We start from the raw sequence: 22623 nt of genomic DNA on the forward strand, positions 1-22623 counted from the left end.
TGACCTCGGGACGGTCCGGGGGCCGCCGCCGTGTGCGGCGGCCTCCGGAGGACGATCAGAACTTCACGCCTGCTGACACGAACAGCGCGTTCAGCTTGTCTTCGGCGCCCTGGGCGGCCTTCTTCACGTCAGCGCCGTTGAGCACGATGTCCTGGAACATCTTCTCGATCACGCCCTGGCTGGTGAGGATGCCCGCCTGCACGCGCGGGCCCTTCTCCATCCCGATCGCGGTTCCCATCGGGACCGCCTTGGTGATGACCGCGATGCTGTCGGCGTGCGCCTTCATCGTGGCGTTGTCGAGGTACGCGGGGTTCTTCTCGATGTCGGAGAGCGCCGGCAGCATCCCACCGGGAACCGAGTGCAGGAAATCGATGTAGTCCTTGTCCTGGTAGAGGAACTCGAGGAACGCCTTCGCCGCCGGCTTGTTGTCGCTCTTCTTCCACACGACGGTGGCGATGTTGCTCGTCTCGCCGCCGTAGACCGGGTCGCTGGCCTTCAGCCGGGGCAGCGGCGCCGCTTCGATGGAGCTCTCCAGCTGCGGCGATGCCGTGGCGACGCCGCCGATCTGGAATCCGGAGTTGAAGTCGAAAGCGGTCTTGCCCTGATAGAACAGCGTCGCCTGGTCGAGCACGTTGTAGTTGACGCTGCCTTCGGGAGAGGTCTTCTTGTACATGTCGACCCAGTACCGGATGCCGTCGAGTGCTGCCTTCGACGTCAGGTTGGCCTTCCCCTTGCCGTCGAGCAGGGATTCCCCTGCCGACTGCAGGTAGAAGTTGAGGAAGCGCGTCCCCATCATGTCGTTGGTGCCCATCGGCACCGACAGCCCGTACTGGGACGGAGCGTCGGTCAGTGCGACCGCTGCCTTCTTGAGGTCGTCCCAGGTCTTCGGCACCTCGAGACCCGCGGCCTTGAGGAGGTCGGTGCGGTACCACATGACCTGCGCGTGGGAGTAGATCGGGAGAGAGTACGACTTCCCGCCCTGCTGGCCCTCCCCGAGCGCTGACTTCGCGAAGCGCTCGCGGCCGACCTTGTCGATCACGTCGTCGACCGGCTCCAGTGCTCCCACGTTGAGCATTTGCACGACCTGGTTCGGCTGGGCGGTCGACAGGTCGGGGACCTGACCGGATGCGAGTCCCGTCGTCCACTTGGTCTGGAATTCCGACCAGCTGAAGGTCTCGATGGTGATGTGGACGGCCGGGTGCTCCTTCTCGAACTCCTTCGCCATCCGTTGCATGTACTCCGCGCGAGGGCCCTGGGTGAAGCTGTGCCAGAACACGACGTCTCCGGAGAGCGGTCCTTCTGTCGTCGGCGCCGTCTGGGGCGCAGACGACCCGCACGCGGTGAGGGCGGTGATCGAGGCGATCGCGGCCAGGGTGAGCGCGGAACGGCGCATCGCAACGATGCGGCTACTGCGTGATGCCATGTGGTTCCTTTCGTCGTTGAGAGGTGGAGCAATTAAGACTGACGTTAGACGTCAGATGTCCAACGGGTCAAACGCGGAACCGATAAAAGCACCTCTGGCACGCCCGACGCCGGAAAGTCGCCCGAATCGTGCTAATCATCGGCGCCCAGTACATGGTGCGAGACCGCGCATCCCGCTTACCGTGTATGCCACGCACTCGCTGAACACCGATGTCAGGAGGACCAATTGATCGACAGAAAACGCACCCCGAAACCGGGAGCGCGATGGACCGGGATACTCGCGGCCGTCGGCGTCGCCGCCGCCGCCGTGCTCATCCCCAGTCCCGCGGCGGGTGCCCCCGTCGACGACGCCGCCCTCGCGAGCGCGCTCGCGTCGGCGGGGACGAACGGCTTCCTGAACGAGTTCCGCGGAGACGACCAGGTCTTCGACGGCACGAGGACGGTCGAGGTCGGAAGCACGGGCGTGACGCGCCTGCGCAACAGCCAGGGCGGCACCCTGCTCGTCCGCTTCCAGACCTCGTCCGCGACGAACCAGGTCGTGGTGGCCGGCGGGTCCGGCACTGCGGCAGGGTCATACGGCGCCATTCTCGCCAACGGAGTGAGCGGCACCAACAAGGTCCGCGTCGACTTCCCGTCCGGGATGAACGCCAACCTCAACGGCCCGGCCCTCCTCGGCGGATGGCACACCTTCGCGTACAGCGTGAACGCCACGGCAGGAGGCACCACCGGCCGCACCACTACGAGCATCGACGGTTCGACGACCACCCAGTTCCCGAACTTCGCGTCCTGGTTCAACACCACGACCCAGATCAACGCCCTCACCTACCTGACGATCGGAGGGGCACCCTCCGGCCTCGCGAACTCGTCCAACAACGCGAAGTTCTCTGGGCGGATCGCGTACGTCGCCTTCATTCCGCAGACGTACACGCAGTCGCAACTGGCCTCGATCACGTCGGGGGTGTGGGACGGCACGAAGGCGTTCTCCCGCGGCGATGCGACAGGATCGGACTTCTTCCGCATCCCGTTCCTGCTGAACACGGCGGCCGGTTCGCTGATCGCGGGCACCGACGCCAACTACGGCTCCACCGGGGACTCGGCCGAGAACATCGACGCAGCGGTCCGCCGCAAGGCCAACGCGGCGAGCCAGGGTGCGGCGTCCGGGTGGAGCACGCCCGTCGTGCCCTCCGCATTGCACATGCGCGATTACGCGGACGAGTCCGGTTACAAGCAGTCGAGTGCATCCGTCATCGACGGCGCGATCGTGCAGGACACGAAGAACACCGGCAAGATCGTGCTGCTGATCGACATGTTCGCCTGGAACGGAGGCGTCTTCGAATTCCTCAACGTCAACTCGGCCGGCCAGGCGGCGGGAGGCCGCAACAGGACGGTCGCATACGGCGACGGATTCGCAACCATCGGAGCGAGGAAGTACCTCCTCCTGTCCAGTCAGAACGTCAAGGGCAACGCGGACGGCAAGACCGGCAACATCAACCTGAACACCGATCGCAGCCGGTTCGACTACGTCGCCGACGTGAATGGGACTCCGGATACATCCGGACGGTTCCCGATCTACCACCTCTCGGGAACTCCCCGCGCATACACCGCCAGCGGCACGGCCGTCGACGACAGCAACCTGTCGCTCGGCGCCGTCACGACCTACACCATCGACCGTGAACTCGTGCTCTACCAGAACGGCACAGCGCTCACGGTGCAGCAGAAGTCGACGGCGGGCGGCGGTCCCCAGGTTCCCATGAAGGCACCGTACGAGGACTCCGTGTTCCAGCTCTACAACACCAGCTACCTTCTCCAGGTGGTGTCGACCGACGACGGCCTCACCTGGCAGGCCGACCAGATCGTCTCCGACATGGTCAAGCGGGAGAACTCGCACTATTACACGACCGGTCCTGGCAACGCGACGCAGTTGCAGACCGGTGCGCACGCCGGACGGCTCATCGTGCCCGTGTACTACCAGGGCACGGGAGCGACGACGACCGAGGTGATCTACAGCGACGACGCCGGACAGACCTGGACGCACGGTGCGCCCATCCCGACCTCCCTCGGGCTGCACGAGGCGACCACGATCGAGCTGCCGGACGGCAGCGTCCAGGCGTTCGTGCGCAACACCTCGGGCAGCGGCGGCCTCGTCGTCACGGCGACGAGCACGGACGGAGGGGCGACCTGGCGCGACGTGAAGTCGGCACTCGGCGACAACAGCCAGGGCGTCAACTCGCAGGTGTCGTCGCTCCGGCTGGCCGGCACCATCGTCTCGCCCACGACCGGCACGGCGCAGCCGGCGTTCGTGATGGTCACCGCCACCTCCCGCTCACGGGTGCACGGGGTCGCGAACGTCGGGCTCATCCATGCGGACGGGACATATCCGGACGGCGCGGCCAAGTACCGCATCGAGTGGATCAATCAGCACGAGCTGACGGGGGCGAGCGAACTGTTCGCATACTCGTCGCTCGCCCAGCTCGGCAACGGCAGGATCGGTCTGCTCTACGAGACGTCGCCGACCTCGTCCTGGGCGGACGGGCTGCAGGCGATGTACTATCGCGAACTGACCCAGGAAGAACTGCTTGACTGAGAGCCGGAACACCGTGCCGGGGACCGCGGCGAGCGCATCCACTGCGCCGCCCGGTCCCCGGCTCACCGTCGTGCACGCGATGCGCTACCACTTCCCCATGGGGTGGCACTTCCCGCCGGACATCGTGCCGTACTCGATGGTCAGGCTCATCACCTCCGGCCACGGCGTCTTCACCGTGGACGGGGACGACCGCGCGGTCGCCCCGGGCGATGTCTGCCTCATCCCGGAGGGCACAGACCTCGAGTGCCGGTCGTCGTCGCCCGACCTCTCGTTCATCTCCGTGCGCTTCGCCACCACTCTCACCGTCGGCGGCGACGACCTGCTCGCCGAGGCCTTCTCCGTGCCGATGGTCAGTCACCCGGCCGACGACGCCACGATGCTCGCGCACTTCGAGGCAGCCGAGGAGGTCTGGCGGCACGCCACTCCGGCCCGCAGCTTCCTCGCCACCGGACATCTGCACCTCATCCTCGGCACTCTGCTCGCCGAAGCGCACACCGGCTCTGCCCCGGTGACCCCTCAGACGACGAAGCGCCGGCGGATCGCCCCGCGCGCGCACGACCCCCGCATCGAGCGGGTCATGGACCACATCGACCGCACGGGCAGGGCGACCGCCGACCTCCCTGAGCTGTGCGCGCTCGCCCACATGAGCGAGTCGACCCTGCGCAGGCAGTTCAAGGAGTACACGGGGAAGACGCTCGGCGACTACCTCCGCGATCAGCGTATGGTGTCTGCGGCGAGGGCACTCCTCCTCACCGACGCGAGCATCGGAGAGATCTCCGCCGAAATGGGCTTCCACGACGCGAACTATTTCACCAGGACGTTCCGGAAGGTGTACGGCACCTCACCGGTCGCGTACCGGAGGGCCGCCCGCCAGGGTTGAACGGCTCCCGCTCACGCTCTCCGCAGCGCCGCGAAGTCCAGCAGCCGCTGCTGCGACTCTGCGTACGACGTCGCCGACGGCACCGCACGCCCGTCCCTGACGGCCGCAGCGACCTCCACCGCCGCGTCGATCGCCACGCGGTACGGCAGCGACCCTGTGCTCACCCTCCGCACGCCGAGCTCCCCGAGTCTGGCCAGCGACAGGCCCGGCGTGACGAGCACGTTGAGCGGGAGCGGGATGGCGGCGGCCAGCTGTTCGATGGTCGCCGGGTCGGAGGCGCCCGGCACGAAGATCCCGTTGGCACCCGCGTCAGCGTACGTCTTCGCCCGCTCGACGACGGCGGCGACCGTGTCGTCCTCGTGGAACCAGTACGAGTCGATCCTGGCGTTGACGAACACGTCAGGGGCCGCGCGCCGGATCGCCGCGATCTTCGCCGCGGGGATGCCGGGGTCGACGAGCCGCCCGTCCGCCGAGTCCTCGAGGTTCACCCCGGCGACGCCGAGCCCCGCCACGAAGTCGGCCACCTCGGCCAGGTCGTCGCTGTAGCCGTCCTCGATGTCCGCGGAGATGTGCACGGGCAGGATGGTGAGCATCCCGACCAGCGCGACGGTCGCATCCCTGCTCGCGCCCCCGGCGTCCGGCCGGCCGGTGGATGCGTTGACCCCGAAGCTCGTCGTACCCACCGCGGGGAAGCCCGCAGCGACGAAGGCGAGCGCCGAGCCGACGTCCCACGCGTTCGGCAGCAGCAGCGGAATGTCCTGGTCGTGCAGTGCGGTGAACGTCATGGCGGTCCTTCCCACCCTGCGAGAGTACCGCCGGGGACAGGGACCGGCGCACGGGCGACCGCGGTGACCAGGCCGACCTCGCGGAGGGACTGCGTCCCCACGTCGAGGTAGCCGTGCTCGGCCAGGTGCGCCAGGAAGGCCTTCTGCCTGTCCTGCGGGGCGGGGATCGCCGTCCACACGGCGGACCGGATGTCGTCGTTGTACGCCGAGTGCAGGATCGGCGCGTGGCCGGTGACGGCTGCCAGTCCGGCCGCCCGGTCGCCGTCGACGGGGAGCACGTGGGCGCCGAACGCCGGCGAGCGAGGGTCGGAGCGGCTCGCCCTGCCGAGCCCGGCCTCCGCGTCTGCTGCCGCCTCTCCGGCGAACACCGCTCCCGCGTGCAGGGCGGCTGCGGTGGGGATGCGCTCCTCGACCCCGGCGGATCCGAGCATCACGAAGGTGCTCAATCCGAGCGGTGTGTCTGCCAGGGCGTCCGCTGCCATCGTCGTGCCGTAGGAGTGCGCCACCACGTTCAGGGTGGGCGCATCGTGGGAACGGGAGGCGGCCAGACCCTGGATCGCCTCGGTGAGCTCCGGAGCCCCTCGCGTCGCGTACTCGCCCAGTGCTGCGTCGATGCCGACCGGCGGCACGACGTACCCCATCCAGGCGATGACCGCGTGATCGGCCGGAGCAGCAGCATCCCGTTGCGAACCCCACAGGTTCTGCGCGGCCAGCGCCCACAGCTGCATGTCTGTGGCGTACGTGCCCATGCCGGGAACGGCCCAGGTGACCATCGACGCCGTCTCCGGGTTCCCCACCGCGATGGCCGCGGTCGGGCGCACGCCGGGAACGAATTCGATCAGATGTCGCGACGGGTGGGTCTTCGCGTGCAGCGCGGCGGAGATCGCCGTGTACGCCGCCAGGCTCAGCAGCCCAGCCTGCCCGGACGGGTGCGTCTGGACGGCAGCCCTGGCCGCGGCCAGCTGCTCGGTCAGCGCACGCCGGTTGGCCCGGTCGCGGACCGTGTACGAGACGCCGTCCAGGTTTCCGACCAGGCTGGGCAGGTCGCGCTCCAGCCGGCTGCGCGCTGCCGCCGGCAACGCAGGCCACTCCCGTGCCGCCTGCCGGGGCAAGGAGTTCAGCAGCTCGAGGATCTGGTCGGGATGCTCGGAGATGACCGCGTCCACCGCGCTGCCCTCGAGCGAGGCCAGCTGGTGCAGGACCAGCGAACTCGACTGCTGGCCGCCCGCCGGGGCGACGACCACCGCGGCGACGGCGAGCACCGACGCGCCGCACGCGACCAGGATGCGCCGCACACCGTGAGCCCGAGTCGCACCCCTCATCTCCCCGAGGGTACGCCAAGCGGGTCCCCCGGACGCGGGCGGAAACGAATGCCGCCGACGTCCGATGACCTCGTGATCAGCGCACCTCGAACCCCGCGGCCAGCAGGTCGGAGTTCCGCGACGACGGGCCGACGAGCACCTCGAACGCGCCGGGCTCCACGCGGCGCAGCCCCGCAGCATCCACGATCGTGCACTCGGCGACGGGCAGCCGGATGCCCAACCGCGCGGACTCGCCCGGCGCGAGGTCGACGTGCCGGTATGCCTTCAGCTCCTTGTCCGCCCAGCTGACGCTCGTGACGAGGTCGCGCACGTACAGCTGCACGGTCTCGCGGACGGGGCGTTGCCCGGTGTTGCTCACCGTCACCTCCGCGACGATGTCGTCCTGGAGGCCGACCTCCGTGCGCGCGACGGTGAGGTCCGCGTACTCGACCGTCGTGTACGAGCGGCCTTCGCCGAACACCCAGGCCGGCGCCTGCGTGAGGTCGGCGTAGCGGTCGCCGTGCTGGCCGCGGAGCTGGTTGTAGTACGTCGGCTGCTGGCCGACGTGCCTCGCGAAGGAGATCGGGAGGCGGCCCGACGGCTCCACCTGTCCCGCGATGATCTCGGCGATGGCTTGGCCGCCCAGCATGCCCGGGTTGGCCGCCCACAGCACGGCCGCGGCCTGCGCAACCGACGGAGGAAGCACGAGCGGCTTGGAGGCGAGGAGCACCACGACCACCGGCTTCCCCGTCGCGATCATGGCGTCGAGCAGGGCATTCTGGCCGCCGATCAGCTCGAGCGTCGCCGTCGAGCGGCCCTCGCCGACGAGTTCGATGCGGTCGCCGACGACCGCGACGACCACGTCGGATGCCTCGGCGGCGGCGACCGCTTCGTCGAGCATCCGCTGGTCCGGCTGCGACGGCACGACCAGCGGCGGCCTGGGCTGCCCGTCCGGGAACGTCGCGCCGAGCGGGTCGGGCGCGAGGGTCAGGATGTCCGCCCCGCGAGCATGTTCGACGGTCCAGCCGTCGATCGCGCTCAGCCCGTCGAGCACGGTGGTGATCATCTCGCGCGGCTGACCGTCGAGCCACCCGGCCTGGCCGGAGCCTCCCGCCCAGTCGCCGAGCTGCGTCTGGGCGTCGTCGGCGAGCGGTCCGACGAGAGCGACGCGGAGCGGAGACGACGCAGACGACGCCAGCGGAAGGGTGCCGTCGTTCTCCAGCAGCACGATGGAGCGGCGAGCGATCTCGAGGTTGAGGTCGGCGTGCTCTGCGCTGCCGACCACCGCGTCGAGCTCGGCCTGCGGCAGGCGCGGGTTCTCGAAGAGTCCGAGATCGAACTTGATGGTCAGGATGCGCGCGACGGCATCGTCGAAGTCGTCTTCGGCGAGCAGCCCCGCCGCGACGGCTTCGAGGGCCCCCTCATAGAACAGCGGCGTCGTCATGATCATGTCGTTGCCGGCCTTCACCGCGGCGGCCGCCGCGTGCGCGTAGTCGGGCTGCACCTTCTGCTCCCAGACCATGCGGCCGACGTTGTCCCAGTCGGTGATGAGCGTTCCGGTGTAGCCCCACTCGCCGCGGAGCACCTCGCTGAGCAGCCAGTCGTTCACCGTGATCGGCACGCCGTCGGTGCTCTGGTAGCCGAGCATGAAGGTGCGGCAGCCCTCGCGGGCCACGCGCTCGAACGGGGGAAGGAACCAGCTGCGCAGCTTGCGCCGCGAGATGTCCGCCTCGCTCGCGTCGCGGCCGCCCTGCGTCTCGGAGTATCCGGCGAAGTGCTTCGCCGTCGCGAGGATCGCCGTCGGGTCGTCGAGGCCGTCGCCCTGGTAGCCGCGGACCATCGCGCTCGCCAGCTCGCCGATCAGGTACGGGTCCTCGCCGAACGTCTCGCTGATGCGCCCCCAGCGGAGGTCGCGGGCGATGCAGAGCACGGGAGAGAAGGTCCAGTGCACACCGGTCGCCGCCACCTCTTCGGCCGTGGCCCTGGCCACGCGTTCGATCAGGTCGGCGTCCCACGACGCTGCCATGCCGAGCTGGGTCGGGTAGATCGTCGCGCCCGGCCAGAACGAGTGGCCGTGGATGCAGTCCTCCCCGACCAGGAGCGGGATCTGCAGCCGCGTCTCCGCCGTCAGCCTGTTCGCCTCCAGGATGCGCTCCGGCGACGTGTGCAGGATGGAGCCGGCGCGGCGGCGCAGGATGTGGTCCTGCAGGTCGTCGCGCGCATCCAGTTGCAGCATCTGCCCGATCTTCTCCTCCACCGTCATCCGGCTGAGCAGGTCGTCGACCCGCTCCGCCGTCGTGAACGACGGATCCCGGTACGGGACGAAACCGGAGGGCCGTGCCTCTGTTGCCGGCAGGGTCGATGTCATTCGGCAGTGCCTTCCGAGGTGGTTCCTGGCGAGGTGGTTCCCCGCGAGGTGCGGACCTCCGTGACGGTGGCGTTGATGTTCAGACCTTTCCGCTTCATGGCGCGAGCGCGCTCACCGGCCGAGCGCAGCCGGGGGTTGACGTACTCGTCGATGCCGAAGTTGACGAGAGAGAGTGCCACCCCGAGGATGGCGATGCACAGACCGGCGGGGACGTACCACCACCAGTAGTCGGGGAAGGCGTTGTTCTGCTGCGCCCAGAACAGGATGGTGCCCCAGTTGAGGTTCGACACGGGGATGACGCCGATGAACGCGAGCGTCGTCAGGCCGAGCACCGCCGCGGTCATCGTGCCGACGAAGCTGGACGCGATGAGCGCCAGCAGGTTCGGCAGCATCTCCACGAGGATGATGCGGTGCAGCGGTTCGCCGTTCGCCCTGGCCGCCTGGATGAAGTCGCGGTTCCTCAGCGACATGGTCTGCGCGCGGAGCACGCGCGCTCCCCACGCCCATCCGGTGAGACCGAGCACCGCGGCGATGACGACGAGCGGCGGATCCTGGAACTGCGACGCGATGATGATCATCAGCGGGAGCCCGGGGATGACCAAGAACACGTTCGACAGCGCCGACAGCGCCTCGCTCTTCCAGCCGCGCAGGTATCCGGCGGTCACGCCGACCGCGATCGCGACGATCGTGGCCATGATCGTGGCCAGGAACCCGACGACGAGCACGCCGCGGGTGCCGTAGACGAGCTGGCTGAACACATCCTGGCCGATGTGGGTCGTGCCGAGGAGGTGCTGGAACGACGGCGGCTGAAGTGTCGCGCTCAGGTTCTGCGCCTGGGGGTCGTACGGGGCGATCAACGGGGCGAAGATCGCGACCAGCACGAACACACCGAGGATGATGAGCCCGGTGGCGGACTTCGGGTTGCTGAACATCGCCAGCGACAGCTTGAGCTGCGACCAGAAGGTCTTCTTCTCCGGACTCTCGCTGCCCTGCTGCGGACGACCGGCCAGGACGGCCGCCGTCTCCGGGGCTCCGACGCCGACCGGCTGCGCGAGCGTGGATGTTCTCTCTGCGGGGGTGGTCATGATCAGGCCTCCGTCTGACGTGTGCGCGGGTCGAGGATGGCGTATGCGATGTCCGCGATGATGTTCGCAACCAGCACCGCCAGCACCAGGACGAGGAAGATGCCCTGCATCAGCGCATAGTCCTTGGCGTTCGTCGCGTTGAGCAGCAGCAGGCCGATGCCGGGATACGAGAACACCATCTCCATCACGAGCGTGCCGCCCACGATGAAGCCGAGCGCGAGGGCGAAGCTCTGGATCTGCGGCAGCACGGCGTTCCGGGCGGCGTAGCGCCAGAGCACGCGGCGGTTCGGCATGCCCTTGGCCTGCGCGACCGTGATGTAGTCCTCGTCGAGCACGGTGAGCATCATGTTGCGCATCCCGAGCACCCAGCCGCCGAGCGAGACGACCACGATGGTCGCCACCGGCAGCACGGCGTGCGAGACCACCTCCGAGATGAACTCGGCGTTCCAGCCGGGTTCGACACCGACCTCGTACGCGTGCCCGGCGGGGAACCAGCCGAGCGTCGTCGAGAAGATCGCGATGAAGATCAGGCCGAGCCAGAAGTACGGGATGGTGCCGAGGAACGTCGTGACAGGCACGAACGCGTCCAGGCCGCTGCCGCGCTTCCAGCCGATGACCGCGCCGAGGCTGGTGCCGATCACGAACGAGATGATCGTGGCGACGCCCACCAGTCCGAGGGTCCACGGCAGGGCGGACGCGATCGCATCCCCCACCGGCGCCATGCCCGTGGAGATCGAGACGCCCAGGTTGCCGTGCAGCAGCATGTTCCAGTAGTCGAGGTACTGCTGCCAGAGCGGCACGGAGGTGTCCAGGCCGAACATCGCACGCAGCGCCTTCTCCGCCTCCGGGGTCAGCTGCCCCTGGCTGCGCGCCATGAACGACGACACCGCGTCGCCCTTCATCATGCGCGGAAGGAAGAAGTTGACGGTGATGGCTGCCCACAGCGTGAACAGGTAGAACGCCACCCGGCCGCCGATGAACCGCCACGGGATGCGCGGACCGCTGCGCTCCGTGCGGGCGGCGGTCGTGCCGACGAGGGTCGGGTCGACCGGGGTCTTGTCGACGGGGGTCTGGGTCTCTGCGCTCATCGCGCACCTCCCGAGTTCTGGGCGGACAGTTCCCGGAAGAACTTCTCCGGGTCCGGCGAAGCGGCGCGCAGTTCGCGCGTGTACGGGTCGCTCGGACGGAGGATGACGTCGTCCGCCGTCCCGCGTTCGACGACCCTGCCCTGGTTGAGCACCATGATCTCGTCGCTGAAATGGCGAGCGGTGGCCAGGTCGTGGGTGATGTAGAGGACGCCGAGCCCTTCCTCCCTCTGCAGGTCGGAGAGGAGGTTGAGCACGCCGAGGCGGATCGACACGTCGAGCATCGACACCGGCTCGTCCGCCACCAGGAGGGCGGGGCGGGATGCCAGCGCCCTGGCGATGGCGACGCGCTGCCGCTGACCGCCGGAGAGCTCGTGCGGGCGGCGGTCGATCACGGCGTCAGCATCCAGGCGCACGCGGAGCAGCAACCGCCGCACCTCCGCGTCCACCTCGGAGCGCGGGACGACGTTGTCGAGTCGCAGCGGGCGCTCGATGTGGTGGCGGATCGAGTGGGACGGGTTCAGCGAGGCGAACGGGTCCTGGAACACCATCCGCAGCTGCTGGCGGTAGCTCCGCAGCCGCCGTCCGCTCCGCGGGATCGGGACGCCGTCGAGCAGTACATCGCCGCTCGTCGGGGTCTCCAGCTGGGTCAGGATCTTGGCGATCGTGGACTTGCCGCTGCCGGACTGGCCGACCAGGCCGATGGTCTGGTGCGACGACAGCGTGAAGCTCACGTCGTCGAGCGCTCTGAGCTGTCCGGAACCGCGGACGTTGTAGACCTTGGTGACGTTCCTGAATTCGAGGGTCGTCATCGCGCGACCACTCCTCTCTCGCCGGTCAGGCGCGGGAACGACGCCAGGAGGTTCTTCGTGTACTCGTGCTGCGGGTCGTTCCAGATCCGCTCCGCGGTCGCGAGCTCGACGATCTCGCCCTCGCGCATGATCGCGATCCTGTCGCTGATCTCCAGCAGGAGGGGGAGGTCGTGGGTGATGAAGACGACGGAGAAACCGAACTCGTGCCTGAGCTGGGAGATCTGGCGCAGGATCTCGCGCTGGACGAGCACATCCAGAGCGGTCGTCGGCTCGTCCATCACCATCAGCTGCGGCCGGAGGGCGAGCGCCATCGCGATCATCACGCGCTGGCGCATACCGCCGGACAGCTCGTGCGGGTACGAGCGCATCCGCTGACCGCCCACCTTGACGATCTCCAGCAGTTCGACGACGGCCTTCTTGCGTTCGGCGCGGCTCAGTTCCGGCCGGTGCACGATGAACACGTCCTCGAGCTGGGCGCCGATGGTCGCCACCGGGTTGAGGGCGTTCATCGCCCCCTGGAAGACCATCGAGATCTTGTCCCAGCGGAACCGGCGCATCTCCTCGACCTCGAGGGCGTTGATGTCGATGTCGTCGCCGCTCTTGTCGTGGAACACGACGCTTCCGTCGGTGATGACCGCCGGCGGACGGAGGAGTCGCTGCACGCCGTATGCGAGCGTGGTCTTCCCGCACCCGCTCTCCCCGGCGAGGCCGACGATCTCGCCCCGTTTGATGTCGATGGTGACGTTCTTGACCGCCCGCACAGGGGGATCGACGTCGTACACGACCGAAAAGTCGCGCACGGAAAGAAGGCTGTCTGTCATGTGCTTGTCGCTTTCTTGCTGGCCGCGAAGCATCCGGGGCGGACTCGGGAGGTGAGTCCGTCGTCCGCCCCGGATGCGCTGGGGACTACTTGGCAGCCGGCTTCAGCTTCATGACCACCTGCACAGCCCAGGGCTGCGTGGGGTCTGCCGTCGCGTACTGGTCGGACTCGCTCGGCCACCCGGTGAACTTGCGGGTGTTGTACTCGCCGAGCTGCGGGTGCGTTCCGATGGCGATGGCCGGCACGTCCTCGACGAAGATCTTCTGGATCTTGTTGAGGGCCGCGGTGCGCGATGCGTCGTCCGAGGCCTGCGCGTACTCCTTGAGCAGCGCGGTCGCCTCCGGGTTGTTGTAACGGCCGAAGTTGTCAGCGACCTTGCCGCCCGCTGCCTGCTCCAGGTATGCGCCGTTCATCACGTCGTCGTAGATGTGCCACGGGTTCGATCCCGATCCCGTCCAGTGCAGCACGGCGTCGAAGTTGCCCGTCGCCACGTTGGTGGTCCAGGTGTCCGCGTCCGGGGTGGCCACCTTGGCGTCAGCACCGAGCGTGTTCTTCACCTGCGTCGCCACCAGCTGGATGCCCGTGACGTAGTCGTTCCAGCCCTGCGGGTCCTGCAGGGTGAAGGAGACCGGGTTTCCGGACGGGTCGATCAGCGCGCCGCTCTTCCAGGTGTAACCGGCGTCGGTGAGGACCTTCTTGGCGCCGTCGACGTCGATCTTGAAGTTCTGGTCCTTGTACTCGGGGGCGATGTACTGGTCACCCGTCGGCTGCGGGATGCCGGTCACGCTCTTCAGCTCGGGACCCGCGTTGCTGCGCGCCTTCTCGGCGTGCGCGGTGCGGTCGACGACCATGTTGACCGCCTTGCGGAACGCCACGTTGTCGAACGGAGCTTTCGTCGTGTTGACCACGATCATGTCCGGGCTCAGGATGTTCGCACCCCAGAACACGTTGTGCTTCTTGTCCTTGTCGACGTAGTTCTTCTGGTAGTCGGTGATGAAGATCTGCGCCCAGTCGGTCTCGCCGTTCTGCAGTGCGCGGAGGAGGCCGGTGTTGTCGTTGTACTCGAGGTACTTCAGCTCGGCGACGGGGACCTTGCCGCCCCAGTAGTCGGTGCGGGCCTTCAGCACGACGCCCTGCGACGAGAAGGTCTTGATCGTGTACGGGCCGGTGCCGACGGCGTCCTTGACCGCATCCTTGGTCGGGTCTGCGATGCCCTTCCAGATGTGCTCGGGAACGATGGCGGTCTGCAGCACGTCGCCCTGCTTGACGAACTTCGACTCGGTGAAGCTGAGCACGACGTTGCCGCCGTCCTTCTTGACGTCAGCGAGCTTCAGGCCGGCCAGGTCGAGGGCCGGCGTGCTCTTGATGAGGTTGAAGGTGTAGACGATGTCGTCCGCGGTGAACGGCTTGCCGTCGCTCCACTTCACGTCCGCGCGGGGCGTGACGGTCAGCTGCGTGTAGTCCGCGTTCCACTCGACCTTCGAGGCGAGCCACGGGGTGGTCTCGTTCTTGCCGACCGGGTTGACCATCGCCAGGGGCTCGAAGATCATCCGGTTGTATCCGAGGGACTGGCCGGAGCCTGTGCTGATGAACGGGTTGTTGATCTGCGTGGCGAGCACTGCGGAACCGTCCGGCTTCGCGATCGTGAGGGAGCCGCCGCTCCCGCCGTTCGCCGTGGACGAGCCGCTGGACGAGCAGCCGGTGAGCGCGATCGCGCTGAACGCGGCGATCGCGGTTGCCGTGATCAAGTACTTCTTAAGCCTCATTGCTTCTCCTTCGTGGCGGACACATCCGTTGTGTCCTGTGGTGCGTGGAATGTCGCTGACGATAACTTGCTTACTGGACAGAAAGCAAGTTGGGGCAAGGTTACTGAGTGGTAAGCTCGCTCGCAACCAGCACGAGAAGGAAGCGATAGGAATGGCAACAAGCGGCGGCAGTGCCAGTCCACGCCCGGAAACGGAACGCAAGCGCAAGGAGATCCTGCGCGCGGCGATCGAGACCTTCGGAACCAAGGGTTCGACGAACGGCACCCTCGCCGACATCGCCGAGCAGGTCGGCATCACCCACGCGGGCGTGCTGCACCACTTCGGCTCCAAGCAGAACCTGCTCCTCGAAGTGCTCGAGTTCCGCGACAAGGACGACGTCGCCCAGCTGCCGGACCGCCACGTCCCCCGGGGTCCCGCCCTGTTCGCGCACCTCGTCGCGACCGCGCAGCGCAACGCTCTCCGGCCCGGCATCGTGCAGGTGTACACCGTGCTCTCCGCCGAGTCCGTCACCGACGACCACCCCGCGAAGGCGTTCTTCCAGGACCGCTACCGCGTGCTCCGAGAGGAAGTCGACGCTGCCTTCCGCGCCCTCTGCGCCCAGGAGAACCTGACGGAACCCGAGACGATCGACAAGGCGGCCGCCTCGATCCTGGCCGTCATGGACGGTCTCCAGCTGCAGTGGCTCCTCGACCCCACCGCCGTCGACCTCGCCGGGGCGAGCGAGTTCGCCATCCAGGGGATCGTCAACAGCGCGCTCAACCCCGGACCGGAGCTCGGCACCTACCTGCGCGAGGGCTGAGCCCGTTCGCGGGCGCCGCCTACTCGGCCAGCACGATCCGCGTGCCGTGCTCGGCGGCCGCCTCGAGCGTGGCCGTGCCTGACCCTGGCGTCGTGACGACCGACTCGAAGTCCCGAATGGACGCGATGCGGTAGACACCCTCCCCGGGGAACTTGAGCGACGTGGCGACCAGGATGCTGCGGTCGGCTGCCCGGCGCATCCTGTCTTTGATGCCCGCCTCCTGATTCAGGTCGGTGACGACCGAGCCGTCCGGGCGGATGCCCCCGCTGCTGATGACGGCGACGTCGGCGTGGATCAACGCCAGCATCTGCTCGGTGAGCGGGCCGGAGACGGTGCCGGGCTTCGAGCCGACCGCGCCGCCGAGCAGGATGAGCGTGCACGTCGGATCGTCACCGAGCGCTCGCAGGATCCACAGGTTGTTCGTGACGACGGTGACGGGACGGTCCTTCAGCTGCCGCGCGATGGCGAGCGTGGTGTGGCCGATGTCGAGGAGCACCACCTGGCCGTCGCCGATCAGGTCGGCCGTCGCAGCGGCGACGACCAGTTTCTCTCCGGCGTCCGGGTCGAGATCCGGATACTCGTCGTCCGGCGTCTCCGCCGGCTTGGCTCCCCCGTGCACCCTGCGCAGGCTGCCGGCGATCTCGAGTCGTTCGAGGTCGCGGCGGATCGTGGTGCCACTGACGGCGAGGAGCTGCGACAGTTCGTCCACCGTCGCGCTCCCTGCTCTGCGGACGCGGTCGACGATGGCAGCTTCGCGCTGGTGGGTGAGCATGTTCTCTTCTCTCGTGGCGGGCGAACCTCAGTCTCGCCGTGCTCATTTTCGCTCATATGAACGCCGAATGAACAGTATCTGGCGCTCATTTGAAAGGTGCTGCGCAACTATCGCCAAGAACGCGCATCCCCGATTAGCGTGACGAGTGTTCGCCCCGACGACCAGGACGAACACCCCTCCACCCCCTTCCCTCTCAGGAGTGCTCCGTGAAAACCCCTCGCCTGATCGCCTCCGTGGCAGCCGTCGCTGCCATCGGGCTCGCCCTCGCCGGCTGCGCGCAGAGCAGCTCGGCCGCGTCGTCCACCGACGGCGCAGACAAGAAGCTCACCGTCTTCCTCAGCGCAGACACCAACATCCAGGATCTCTGGCAGAAGACACTCATCCCCGCGTTCGTGAAGGCCAACCCCGGATACAGCGTGTCCGTCGACTTCGACCTGCACGGGCTGCACGACCAGCAGACCGTCGCCAAGCTCACCGCGGCGACCATCCAGAAGAAGGACCCGGGCTACGACCTCGTCGACGCCGGTTTCGTCTCGCAGGTCGCCGCATCCGGGCTGCTCGAGAAGGTCTCCGGCACCGAGGTCCCCGGTCTGAAGGACGTTCCGAAGGACCTCGTCACGGCCGGCGGCAACGGCGGCATCCCCTACCGCGGCTCCAGTGTCGTGCTCGCGTACGACACCAAGACCGTCGCCACCCCGCCGAAGACGCTCGACGACCTGCTCGCCTGGATCAAGGCCCACCCCGGCAAGTTCACGTACAACTCCCCGGACACGGGAGGCAGCGGCCAGTCGTTCGTCACGACCGTGCTCGACCAGAACGTCTCCGCCGCCGACCGCACCAAGCTGGTCACCGGCTCGGCGCCCGAGGTCGAGGGCGACTGGGACAAGGGATTCGCGACGCTCGCGAGCCTCAACCCGTACGTGTACCAGAAGGGCGTGTACCCGAACGGGAACAACCAGGTGCTCGACCTCCTCTCCAGCGGCCAGATCTCGATCGCCCCGGTGTGGAGCGACCAGTTCGTCACCGGCCACAAGAACGGCCAGATCCCCGCGAACATCGCGTACACCCAGATCTCCGACCCGTCGCTGACCGGCGGCGCCAGCTATCTCGGCATCCCCTCCGCCACCCCGCGCAAGGCGGGAGCAGAGAAGCTGGTGTCCTGGCTGCTCACCCCGGATGCTCAGGCCCTCGTCGCAGACAGCATCTCCGGATACCCGGTGATCGCGCTCGACAAGCTGCCGTCCTCGGTGCAGGACCAGTTCAAGGACGCCGACATCGCCAACCTCCGCCCGGCATACTTCGCCACCACCGCCGCCGACATGAACAAGGCGTGGGCGCAGAAGGTCCCCGGCAAGTAATGGCCACCGTCACCGCCGCCCCGGCGGCGACCACCGCGGTCCGCAGCGCCAGCACGGCGCGGCGGTCCGCGGTGACCGGCTTCCTGCTCGCGCTGCCTCCCGTGGTGGTGATCGCCCTGTTCGTCGGGGTGCCCGTCGTGCTCGCCCTCGCGTTCAGCGTCGGCTTCACGGGCGGGCTGAACTCCGTCATCGCTGCGGTCGGTCAGAACGTGCACCACGCGGACGGCGCCCTGCCGACCTTCGCCGCATACGGCGACGTGTTCGCCACCGAGGCGTTCTGGCAGGACCTCGGGCTGACGCTCGGGGTGACCGTCGCGAGCACCGCGATCGTCGTCGTCCTCGCCGGCGGCATCGGCCTGTACCTGCGGCTGCGCGGCGGCTGGCTCGCCCGGTTCCTGTCCGCCATCGCCATCGTGCCGCTGTTCATCCCCGTCGTCATCGCCTCCTGGGCCATTCTCACCTTCTACTCCGCCGATGGCTTCCTCCGGAGCCTGCTCGCGCAGGTCGGCGTCGACGGCCCGGTGTGGGCGTACACGGCGACCGCCATCGTCATCGGCTCGGCGTGGACGTCCCTTCCGTTCGCCGTGCTGATGATCGTGTCCGGGCTGCAGTCCGTTCCCGACGCGCTGATCGAGGCGGCCAGGGATGCGGGAGCAGGCACCGTGCGGATCGTGCGCACCATCCTGCTGCCGATGAGTGCCGTCCCGATCGTGATCGCCGTCACCTTCACCGCCATCGGCGTGATCGGCTCGTACACGGTCCCGTACTTCACCGGCCCGAACGCTCCGACCATGCTCAGCGTCGCCCTGGCCAGCTACTTCACCTCGTACAACCAGCCGCAGCAGTCGCTCGTGATGGCCTTCGTGGTGTTCCTCGCCGCGGCGGGCATCGGCGCGCTGTACGTCTGGGCGAACTTCCGCAGCGCCCGCCGCGAGGGGAGGATCTGATGCCGCGCGCCGTCTCCGCCGTGCTCCGCGCATCCGGTGCCACGCTGTTCGCGATCGTGCTGCTGGTGTTCGTGCTCGGTCCGCTGCTCTGGCTGGGCGCCCACGCATTCGCGGACACCTGGACGTACCCGCACCTGCTTCCAGACTCGTGGACGCTGCGCTGGTGGTCGACGGTGTTCAGCGATCCGGCGCTCGGCTCGTCCATGCAGAACTCGCTGCTCATCACGCCGGTGGTCGTGCTCGTCTCCGCCGTGGTCTGCCTGCCCGCCGCGTACGCCTTCGCGCGGTTCGAGTTCCCCGGTCGCCGGCTCTTCCTGATCGGCCTGTTCGCCACGAACGCGTTCCCGCGGATGGGGCTGTTCGCGACCCTCGCCTCCCTCTACTACGCGCTCGGCCTGATGAACACGATCGCCGGCGTCGTGGTGGTGCAGCTGCTCGGGACGATCGTGTTCATGACGTGGATCCCGGCCGCCGCGTTCTCCGCCGTCCCCCGCTCGCTGGAGGAGGCTGCGCGCGACGCGGGAGCATCCCGGGCGCGCGTGTTCTTCACCGTCACGCTGCGACTGGCGCTGCCAGGCATCCTGGTCGGCGCCGTGATGGCGTTCCTCGCGGCGTTCGACGAGGCGCAGGGCACCTACCTGGTCGGCGCACCGGACATCCTCACCATGCCGACCGAGATGTACAGCCTCGTCCTCAACTTCCCCAAGCAGGTCGCCGCCGTCTTCTCGATCCTCCTCGCCATCCCCTCCGTCGTGCTGCTGCTCACCGTGCGCAAGCACGTGATGGGCGGCCAGCTCGCCGAAGGCTTCCAACTCAAATGACCGTCCGACTCACGAACAAGGAGCACTCCGTGACCTCCCTCTCCGCCGCGACCGGCGGCTCCGGTGCAGGCGGCCTGCGTCTCTCCGGGCTCAGCAAGACGCTGGGTGGCCGCACCATCATCGACGACCTCGACCTCACCGTGCAGAGCGGCGAACTGGTCTCCCTGCTCGGGCCGTCCGGCTGCGGCAAGACCACCACGCTGCGGATGATCGCCGGGTTCCTCACCCCGGACGCCGGCAGCATCACGATGGCAGGCCGCGACGTCACGCGGCTCGGGCCGGACAAGCGGCCGAGCGCGATGGTGTTTCAGAACTACGCGCTCTGGCCGCACCTGACCGTGGCGAAGAACGTGGCGTACCCGCTGAAGCTGCGCAAGCTGTCGCGCGCGCAGATCGCGGAACGGGTGGATGCGATCCTGACCCTGGTCAACCTGCTGCACCACCGGGACTCGCGCCCTCCGCGCATCTCCGGCGGCGAGCAGCAGCGCGTCGCCCTCGCGCGCGCTCTCGTGCAGGAGCCGGACGTGCTGCTGCTCGACGAGCCGCTCAGCAACCTGGACGCGAAGCTGCGCGTGAAGGTGCGCGAGGACATCCGGGACCTGCAGCAGCGGCTCGGGATCACCACGGTCATCGTCACGCACGACCAGGAGGAGGCGCTCTCCATCTCGGACAGGGTCGCGGTGATGAACGCGGGCAGGATCGAGCAGTTCTCGACGCCGACGGAACTCTACGCCCGCCCGGCGACCGAGTTCGTCGCGACCTTCATCGGCTCGCTCAACCGCTTCGACGGCTCGTTCGACGGCTCGCGCGTCGTGGAGGGCCCCGGCGTCGTCGGCATCCGGCCGGAGGACGTGGTGTTCACGCAGGCGCCCGTGCCCGGCGGGGTGCGCGCCGTGGTCGAGCGGGTGGTGCCGCACGGTCACTTCCACGAGCTGCGGCTGCGCCGCGACGACATCACGCTGAACGCGTACGTCACCGGCCAGCCGCCGCAGCTGGGGAGTGTCGGCTTCGCCACCGTCGAGTCCGCCCTCCTGTACAGGGACGGCCGTCTGGTCGAGCGCGCAGAGGCGGTGGTCGCATGACCCCGCGCGCCTGCGCCCACCGCGGCGACTCGTCGGTCTTCCGCGAGAACACCATCCGGGCCGTGCGGTCGGCTCTCGACAAACGTGCAGAGGTGGTCGAGATCGACGTGCGGCTCACCGCCGACGGCGACGTGGTCGTGCTGCACGATCCGACGCTCGAACGGCTCTGGAACGATCACCGCGCGATCGACGACGTGCCGACCGCCGACCTCGCGTCCTTCGGAGCGGCCGACGACCGGCCTCCCCTGCTCGCCGAGCTGCTGCCGCTCTTCGCCGACGCGGAGAGCAGGCTGGTGATCGACATGGAGGAGGCGCGTTTCGCCGCCCCCGCGCACGCCGTCGTCGCGGCATCCGGGATCACCGTCGACTGGTGCGGCGACCTCGACGGGATGCGCACCATCCGCTCCCTCGACCGGGATGCGCGCATCTGGTACCCCTGGGCCGCGCCCATCGCACCGACCGCCGACGACATCGCGAGCCTCGCTCCCGTGACGATCAACATCCCCTTCGCCATCGCCGGCGACGCCTTCGTCCGAGCGGTCCACGACCTCGGCCTCACCGTCACCGCGTGGACTATCGACGACCCGGCCGACCTCGCGGCGGCCTTCGCCCTCGGCGTCGACACCGTCACCACCAACCGGCTCGACCGGCTCCAGGCGATGCGGTCGCAGCCCGTCTCCTCCCGTGCGGAGGTGGCGCGATGACCCCGGCCGAACTCGTCGACGCCCGCGACCGCGCCCGCGAGCTCGGGGCCTGGGCCGCCGAGCAGATCCGCACGAGCAGGATCACCGAGGTCTCCACCAAGGCGAACCCGGCCGACCTCGTCACCGAGCTCGACCAGTCGATCGAGCGGCACGTGCGCGAGCGGATCTCCGCCTGGTACCCGGATCACGCGTTCGTCGGCGAGGAGTACGGCGGCGAGCCTGCGCCCGGCCGCCCGACCTGGTACCTCGATCCGGTCGACGGCACCACCAACCTCGCCAACGGCGTGCCGTGGACGGCGTTCTCCCTCGCGCTCGCCCTGGACGACGTGCCCCTCGTCGGCGTGGTCGCCGACCCGTGGCAGAACGCGCTGTTCGACGCCATCGCCGGTGACGGCGCTCGTCGCGACGGCAAAGCGATCGCCATCGCCCCCGGCGGTTCCCTCTCGGGAGGCGTGGTCGGCAGCGAGCTGGCCGGGCATCAGGCCTGGACGGGAATGCGCGAGCTCGCGCAGGCGCTCACCGATCGGTTCTGCACCCTCCGAGTGATGGGTTCGGGCACGCTCACCCTGCTCGGGCCGGCGGCGGCGCGCGGGGTCGGCGCGGTCATCCACCGGTTCAGCCCGATCGACCACCTGGCCGCCTGCCTCATCGCGGCGGAGGCCGGGGCGGTCGTGCTCGGCGAGGACGGGCAACCAGCCGTGTTCCCCGCGACCGGCGGCGTGCTGGTCGCCGCACCGGAGGTCAGCGAGGAACTGTACGACCTGTGGCGGGCTGCACTCGCCGGGCGATGATCAACGACGCCGGGATGTGCCCGGCCGCGAGGACCAGCGCCGCCGCGGCGATCCAGAGGTTGCCGAGCCAGGCCGCCGTGCTCAGGAACACCACGACGGGCAGCACGGCCATCGGGACCGGGATCACCCACCAGCGCCGGTAGAGCGTCTCCCCCGCTCGCCCCGTTGCGAGGTACCGCGCCCACAGGGCGTAGTAGCCCGACAGCGCGGCGAGCGCGGGAACCGCCCACCAGCCGACCAGCTCGCCGGGCTCGGTGATCGGCGGGACGACCAGGCAGAGCGCCTGCCCCGCGCGTTCCAGCCACCCGAGCAGCCGGGGCACGCGCGCCTCCGGCATCGGGGAGAGCGGCGGGAACCACACCAGCAGCAGGTTGGGAGCGAGCACGGCGAGCGCCATGATCAGACCCAGCAGAGAGAAGCCCACGCATGAAGGCTAGCGGT

General features: G+C 68.7%; 20 protein-coding genes. 9 read left to right on the forward strand and 11 right to left on the reverse strand.

Annotated elements, in window-relative coordinates; translation table 11 throughout:
- Positions 1-55 precede the first annotated feature (55 nt).
- Complete coding sequence (locus tag AC1ROC_RS06865) at positions 56-1423, reverse strand: ABC transporter substrate-binding protein (RefSeq protein ID WP_492999019.1); 1368 nt, start codon at positions 1421-1423, stop codon at positions 56-58.
- 225 nt (positions 1424-1648) lie between these two features.
- On the opposite strand from AC1ROC_RS06865, the gene AC1ROC_RS06870 reads away from it, so the two are divergent.
- Both AC1ROC_RS06870 and AC1ROC_RS06875 read left to right on the forward strand, forming a co-directional pair.
- Complete coding sequence (locus AC1ROC_RS06870; RefSeq protein WP_492999021.1) at positions 1649-4006, forward strand: sialidase family protein; 2358 nt, start codon at positions 1649-1651, stop codon at positions 4004-4006.
- Complete coding sequence (locus tag AC1ROC_RS06875) at positions 3999-4886, forward strand: helix-turn-helix transcriptional regulator (protein ID WP_492999023.1); 888 nt, start codon at positions 3999-4001, stop codon at positions 4884-4886. The genes AC1ROC_RS06870 and AC1ROC_RS06875 overlap by 8 nt, the downstream gene beginning before the upstream one ends.
- A gap of 11 nt (positions 4887-4897) precedes the next feature.
- Here the strand turns inward: AC1ROC_RS06875 and AC1ROC_RS06880 are convergent, their stop codons facing one another.
- The 8 genes from AC1ROC_RS06880 to AC1ROC_RS06915 form a co-directional block, all read right to left on the reverse strand.
- The gene (locus AC1ROC_RS06880) at positions 4898-5671 is read right to left on the reverse strand and encodes an isocitrate lyase/PEP mutase family protein (protein WP_492999025.1); all 774 of its coding nucleotides are present in this window, start codon (positions 5669-5671) and stop codon (positions 4898-4900) included.
- The gene (locus AC1ROC_RS06885; protein WP_492999027.1) at positions 5668-6993 is read right to left on the reverse strand and encodes an alpha/beta hydrolase; all 1326 of its coding nucleotides are present in this window, start codon (positions 6991-6993) and stop codon (positions 5668-5670) included. Before AC1ROC_RS06885 ends, AC1ROC_RS06880 begins: the two co-directional genes overlap by 4 nt.
- A gap of 76 nt (positions 6994-7069) precedes the next feature.
- Positions 7070-9340 carry an exo-beta-d-1,3/1,6-glucosidase gene (locus AC1ROC_RS06890; protein ID WP_492999029.1) on the reverse strand — a complete coding sequence of 757 codons (2271 nt, stop codon included), beginning with the start codon at positions 9338-9340 and terminating at the stop codon, positions 7070-7072.
- A complete protein-coding gene (locus AC1ROC_RS06895; RefSeq protein ID WP_085368958.1) occupies positions 9337-10425 on the reverse strand; it encodes an ABC transporter permease in 1089 nt (362 codons plus the stop codon). The genes AC1ROC_RS06890 and AC1ROC_RS06895 overlap by 4 nt, the downstream gene beginning before the upstream one ends.
- A gap of 2 nt (positions 10426-10427) precedes the next feature.
- A complete protein-coding gene (locus tag AC1ROC_RS06900) occupies positions 10428-11513 on the reverse strand; it encodes an ABC transporter permease (protein WP_085368959.1) in 1086 nt (361 codons plus the stop codon).
- Positions 11510-12322 (reverse strand): ABC transporter ATP-binding protein, encoded by an 813-nt coding sequence (locus AC1ROC_RS06905; RefSeq protein WP_085368960.1) that lies wholly within the window; start codon positions 12320-12322, stop codon positions 11510-11512. Before AC1ROC_RS06905 ends, AC1ROC_RS06900 begins: the two co-directional genes overlap by 4 nt.
- On the reverse strand, positions 12319-13143 hold the full coding sequence (locus AC1ROC_RS06910; protein ID WP_085368961.1) for an ABC transporter ATP-binding protein: 825 nt from the start codon (positions 13141-13143) through the stop codon (positions 12319-12321). The genes AC1ROC_RS06905 and AC1ROC_RS06910 overlap by 4 nt, the downstream gene beginning before the upstream one ends.
- 85 nt (positions 13144-13228) lie before the next feature.
- Entirely contained in the window at positions 13229-14908 is a 1680-nt protein-coding gene (locus AC1ROC_RS06915) for an ABC transporter substrate-binding protein (RefSeq protein ID WP_085368962.1), read from the reverse strand.
- 151 nt (positions 14909-15059) lie between these two features.
- Here AC1ROC_RS06915 and AC1ROC_RS06920 point away from each other — a divergent pair, with 151 nt between their 5' ends.
- Positions 15060-15707 carry a TetR/AcrR family transcriptional regulator gene (locus tag AC1ROC_RS06920; RefSeq protein ID WP_168690137.1) on the forward strand — a complete coding sequence of 216 codons (648 nt, stop codon included), beginning with the start codon at positions 15060-15062 and terminating at the stop codon, positions 15705-15707.
- A 19-nt stretch (positions 15708-15726) separates the two neighbouring features.
- Here AC1ROC_RS06920 and AC1ROC_RS06925 read toward each other — a convergent pair whose 3' ends face one another.
- The gene (locus tag AC1ROC_RS06925) at positions 15727-16479 is read right to left on the reverse strand and encodes a DeoR/GlpR family DNA-binding transcription regulator (protein WP_492999034.1); all 753 of its coding nucleotides are present in this window, start codon (positions 16477-16479) and stop codon (positions 15727-15729) included.
- A gap of 206 nt (positions 16480-16685) precedes the next feature.
- On the opposite strand from AC1ROC_RS06925, the gene AC1ROC_RS06930 reads away from it, so the two are divergent.
- The 6 genes from AC1ROC_RS06930 to AC1ROC_RS06955 are packed head-to-tail and all read left to right on the forward strand — an operon-like array spanning position 16686 to position 22182.
- Positions 16686-17837 (forward strand): extracellular solute-binding protein, encoded by a 1152-nt coding sequence (locus AC1ROC_RS06930; protein WP_492999036.1) that lies wholly within the window; start codon positions 16686-16688, stop codon positions 17835-17837.
- Positions 17837-18784 (forward strand): ABC transporter permease, encoded by a 948-nt coding sequence (locus AC1ROC_RS06935; RefSeq protein ID WP_492999038.1) that lies wholly within the window; start codon positions 17837-17839, stop codon positions 18782-18784. The genes AC1ROC_RS06930 and AC1ROC_RS06935 overlap by 1 nt, the downstream gene beginning before the upstream one ends.
- Positions 18784-19605, forward strand: coding sequence for an ABC transporter permease (locus tag AC1ROC_RS06940; RefSeq protein WP_492999040.1), 822 nt, complete (start codon positions 18784-18786; stop codon positions 19603-19605). The genes AC1ROC_RS06935 and AC1ROC_RS06940 overlap by 1 nt, the downstream gene beginning before the upstream one ends.
- Positions 19602-20687, forward strand: coding sequence for an ABC transporter ATP-binding protein (locus AC1ROC_RS06945; RefSeq protein ID WP_492999042.1), 1086 nt, complete (start codon positions 19602-19604; stop codon positions 20685-20687). The genes AC1ROC_RS06940 and AC1ROC_RS06945 overlap by 4 nt, the downstream gene beginning before the upstream one ends.
- Entirely contained in the window at positions 20684-21391 is a 708-nt protein-coding gene (locus AC1ROC_RS06950) for a glycerophosphodiester phosphodiesterase (RefSeq protein WP_492999044.1), read from the forward strand. Before AC1ROC_RS06945 ends, AC1ROC_RS06950 begins: the two co-directional genes overlap by 4 nt.
- On the forward strand, positions 21388-22182 hold the full coding sequence (locus AC1ROC_RS06955) for an inositol monophosphatase family protein (protein WP_492999046.1): 795 nt from the start codon (positions 21388-21390) through the stop codon (positions 22180-22182). The genes AC1ROC_RS06950 and AC1ROC_RS06955 overlap by 4 nt, the downstream gene beginning before the upstream one ends.
- Here AC1ROC_RS06955 and AC1ROC_RS06960 read toward each other — a convergent pair.
- A complete protein-coding gene (locus AC1ROC_RS06960; RefSeq protein ID WP_085368971.1) occupies positions 22133-22606 on the reverse strand; it encodes a hypothetical protein in 474 nt (157 codons plus the stop codon). The genes AC1ROC_RS06955 and AC1ROC_RS06960 overlap by 50 nt on opposite strands.
- Between the last annotated feature and the right edge of the window lie 17 nt (positions 22607-22623).

The sequence above is a fragment of the Leifsonia sp. GW821-FHT13C05 genome, assembly GCF_058806515.1.

Coding starts and splice junctions, on each gene's coding strand:
- AC1ROC_RS06910 (WP_085368961.1), bottom strand. CDS start 13,143: ATGACAGACAGCCTTCTTTCCGTGCGCGACTTTTCGGTCGTGTACGAC.
- AC1ROC_RS06940 (WP_492999040.1), top strand. CDS start 18,784: ATGCCGCGCGCCGTCTCCGCCGTGCTCCGCGCATCCGGTGCCACGCTG.
- AC1ROC_RS06955 (WP_492999046.1), top strand. CDS start 21,388: ATGACCCCGGCCGAACTCGTCGACGCCCGCGACCGCGCCCGCGAGCTC.
- AC1ROC_RS06900 (WP_085368959.1), bottom strand. CDS start 11,513: ATGAGCGCAGAGACCCAGACCCCCGTCGACAAGACCCCGGTCGACCCG.
- AC1ROC_RS06935 (WP_492999038.1), top strand. CDS start 17,837: ATGGCCACCGTCACCGCCGCCCCGGCGGCGACCACCGCGGTCCGCAGC.
- AC1ROC_RS06880 (WP_492999025.1), bottom strand. CDS start 5,671: ATGACGTTCACCGCACTGCACGACCAGGACATTCCGCTGCTGCTGCCG.
- AC1ROC_RS06915 (WP_085368962.1), bottom strand. CDS start 14,908: ATGAGGCTTAAGAAGTACTTGATCACGGCAACCGCGATCGCCGCGTTC.
- AC1ROC_RS06950 (WP_492999044.1), top strand. CDS start 20,684: ATGACCCCGCGCGCCTGCGCCCACCGCGGCGACTCGTCGGTCTTCCGC.
- AC1ROC_RS06920 (WP_168690137.1), top strand. CDS start 15,060: ATGGCAACAAGCGGCGGCAGTGCCAGTCCACGCCCGGAAACGGAACGC.
- AC1ROC_RS06890 (WP_492999029.1), bottom strand. CDS start 9,340: ATGACATCGACCCTGCCGGCAACAGAGGCACGGCCCTCCGGTTTCGTC.
- AC1ROC_RS06925 (WP_492999034.1), bottom strand. CDS start 16,479: ATGCTCACCCACCAGCGCGAAGCTGCCATCGTCGACCGCGTCCGCAGA.
- AC1ROC_RS06895 (WP_085368958.1), bottom strand. CDS start 10,425: ATGACCACCCCCGCAGAGAGAACATCCACGCTCGCGCAGCCGGTCGGC.
- AC1ROC_RS06945 (WP_492999042.1), top strand. CDS start 19,602: ATGACCGTCCGACTCACGAACAAGGAGCACTCCGTGACCTCCCTCTCC.
- AC1ROC_RS06865 (WP_492999019.1), bottom strand. CDS start 1,423: ATGGCATCACGCAGTAGCCGCATCGTTGCGATGCGCCGTTCCGCGCTC.
- AC1ROC_RS06905 (WP_085368960.1), bottom strand. CDS start 12,322: ATGACGACCCTCGAATTCAGGAACGTCACCAAGGTCTACAACGTCCGC.
- AC1ROC_RS06885 (WP_492999027.1), bottom strand. CDS start 6,993: ATGAGGGGTGCGACTCGGGCTCACGGTGTGCGGCGCATCCTGGTCGCG.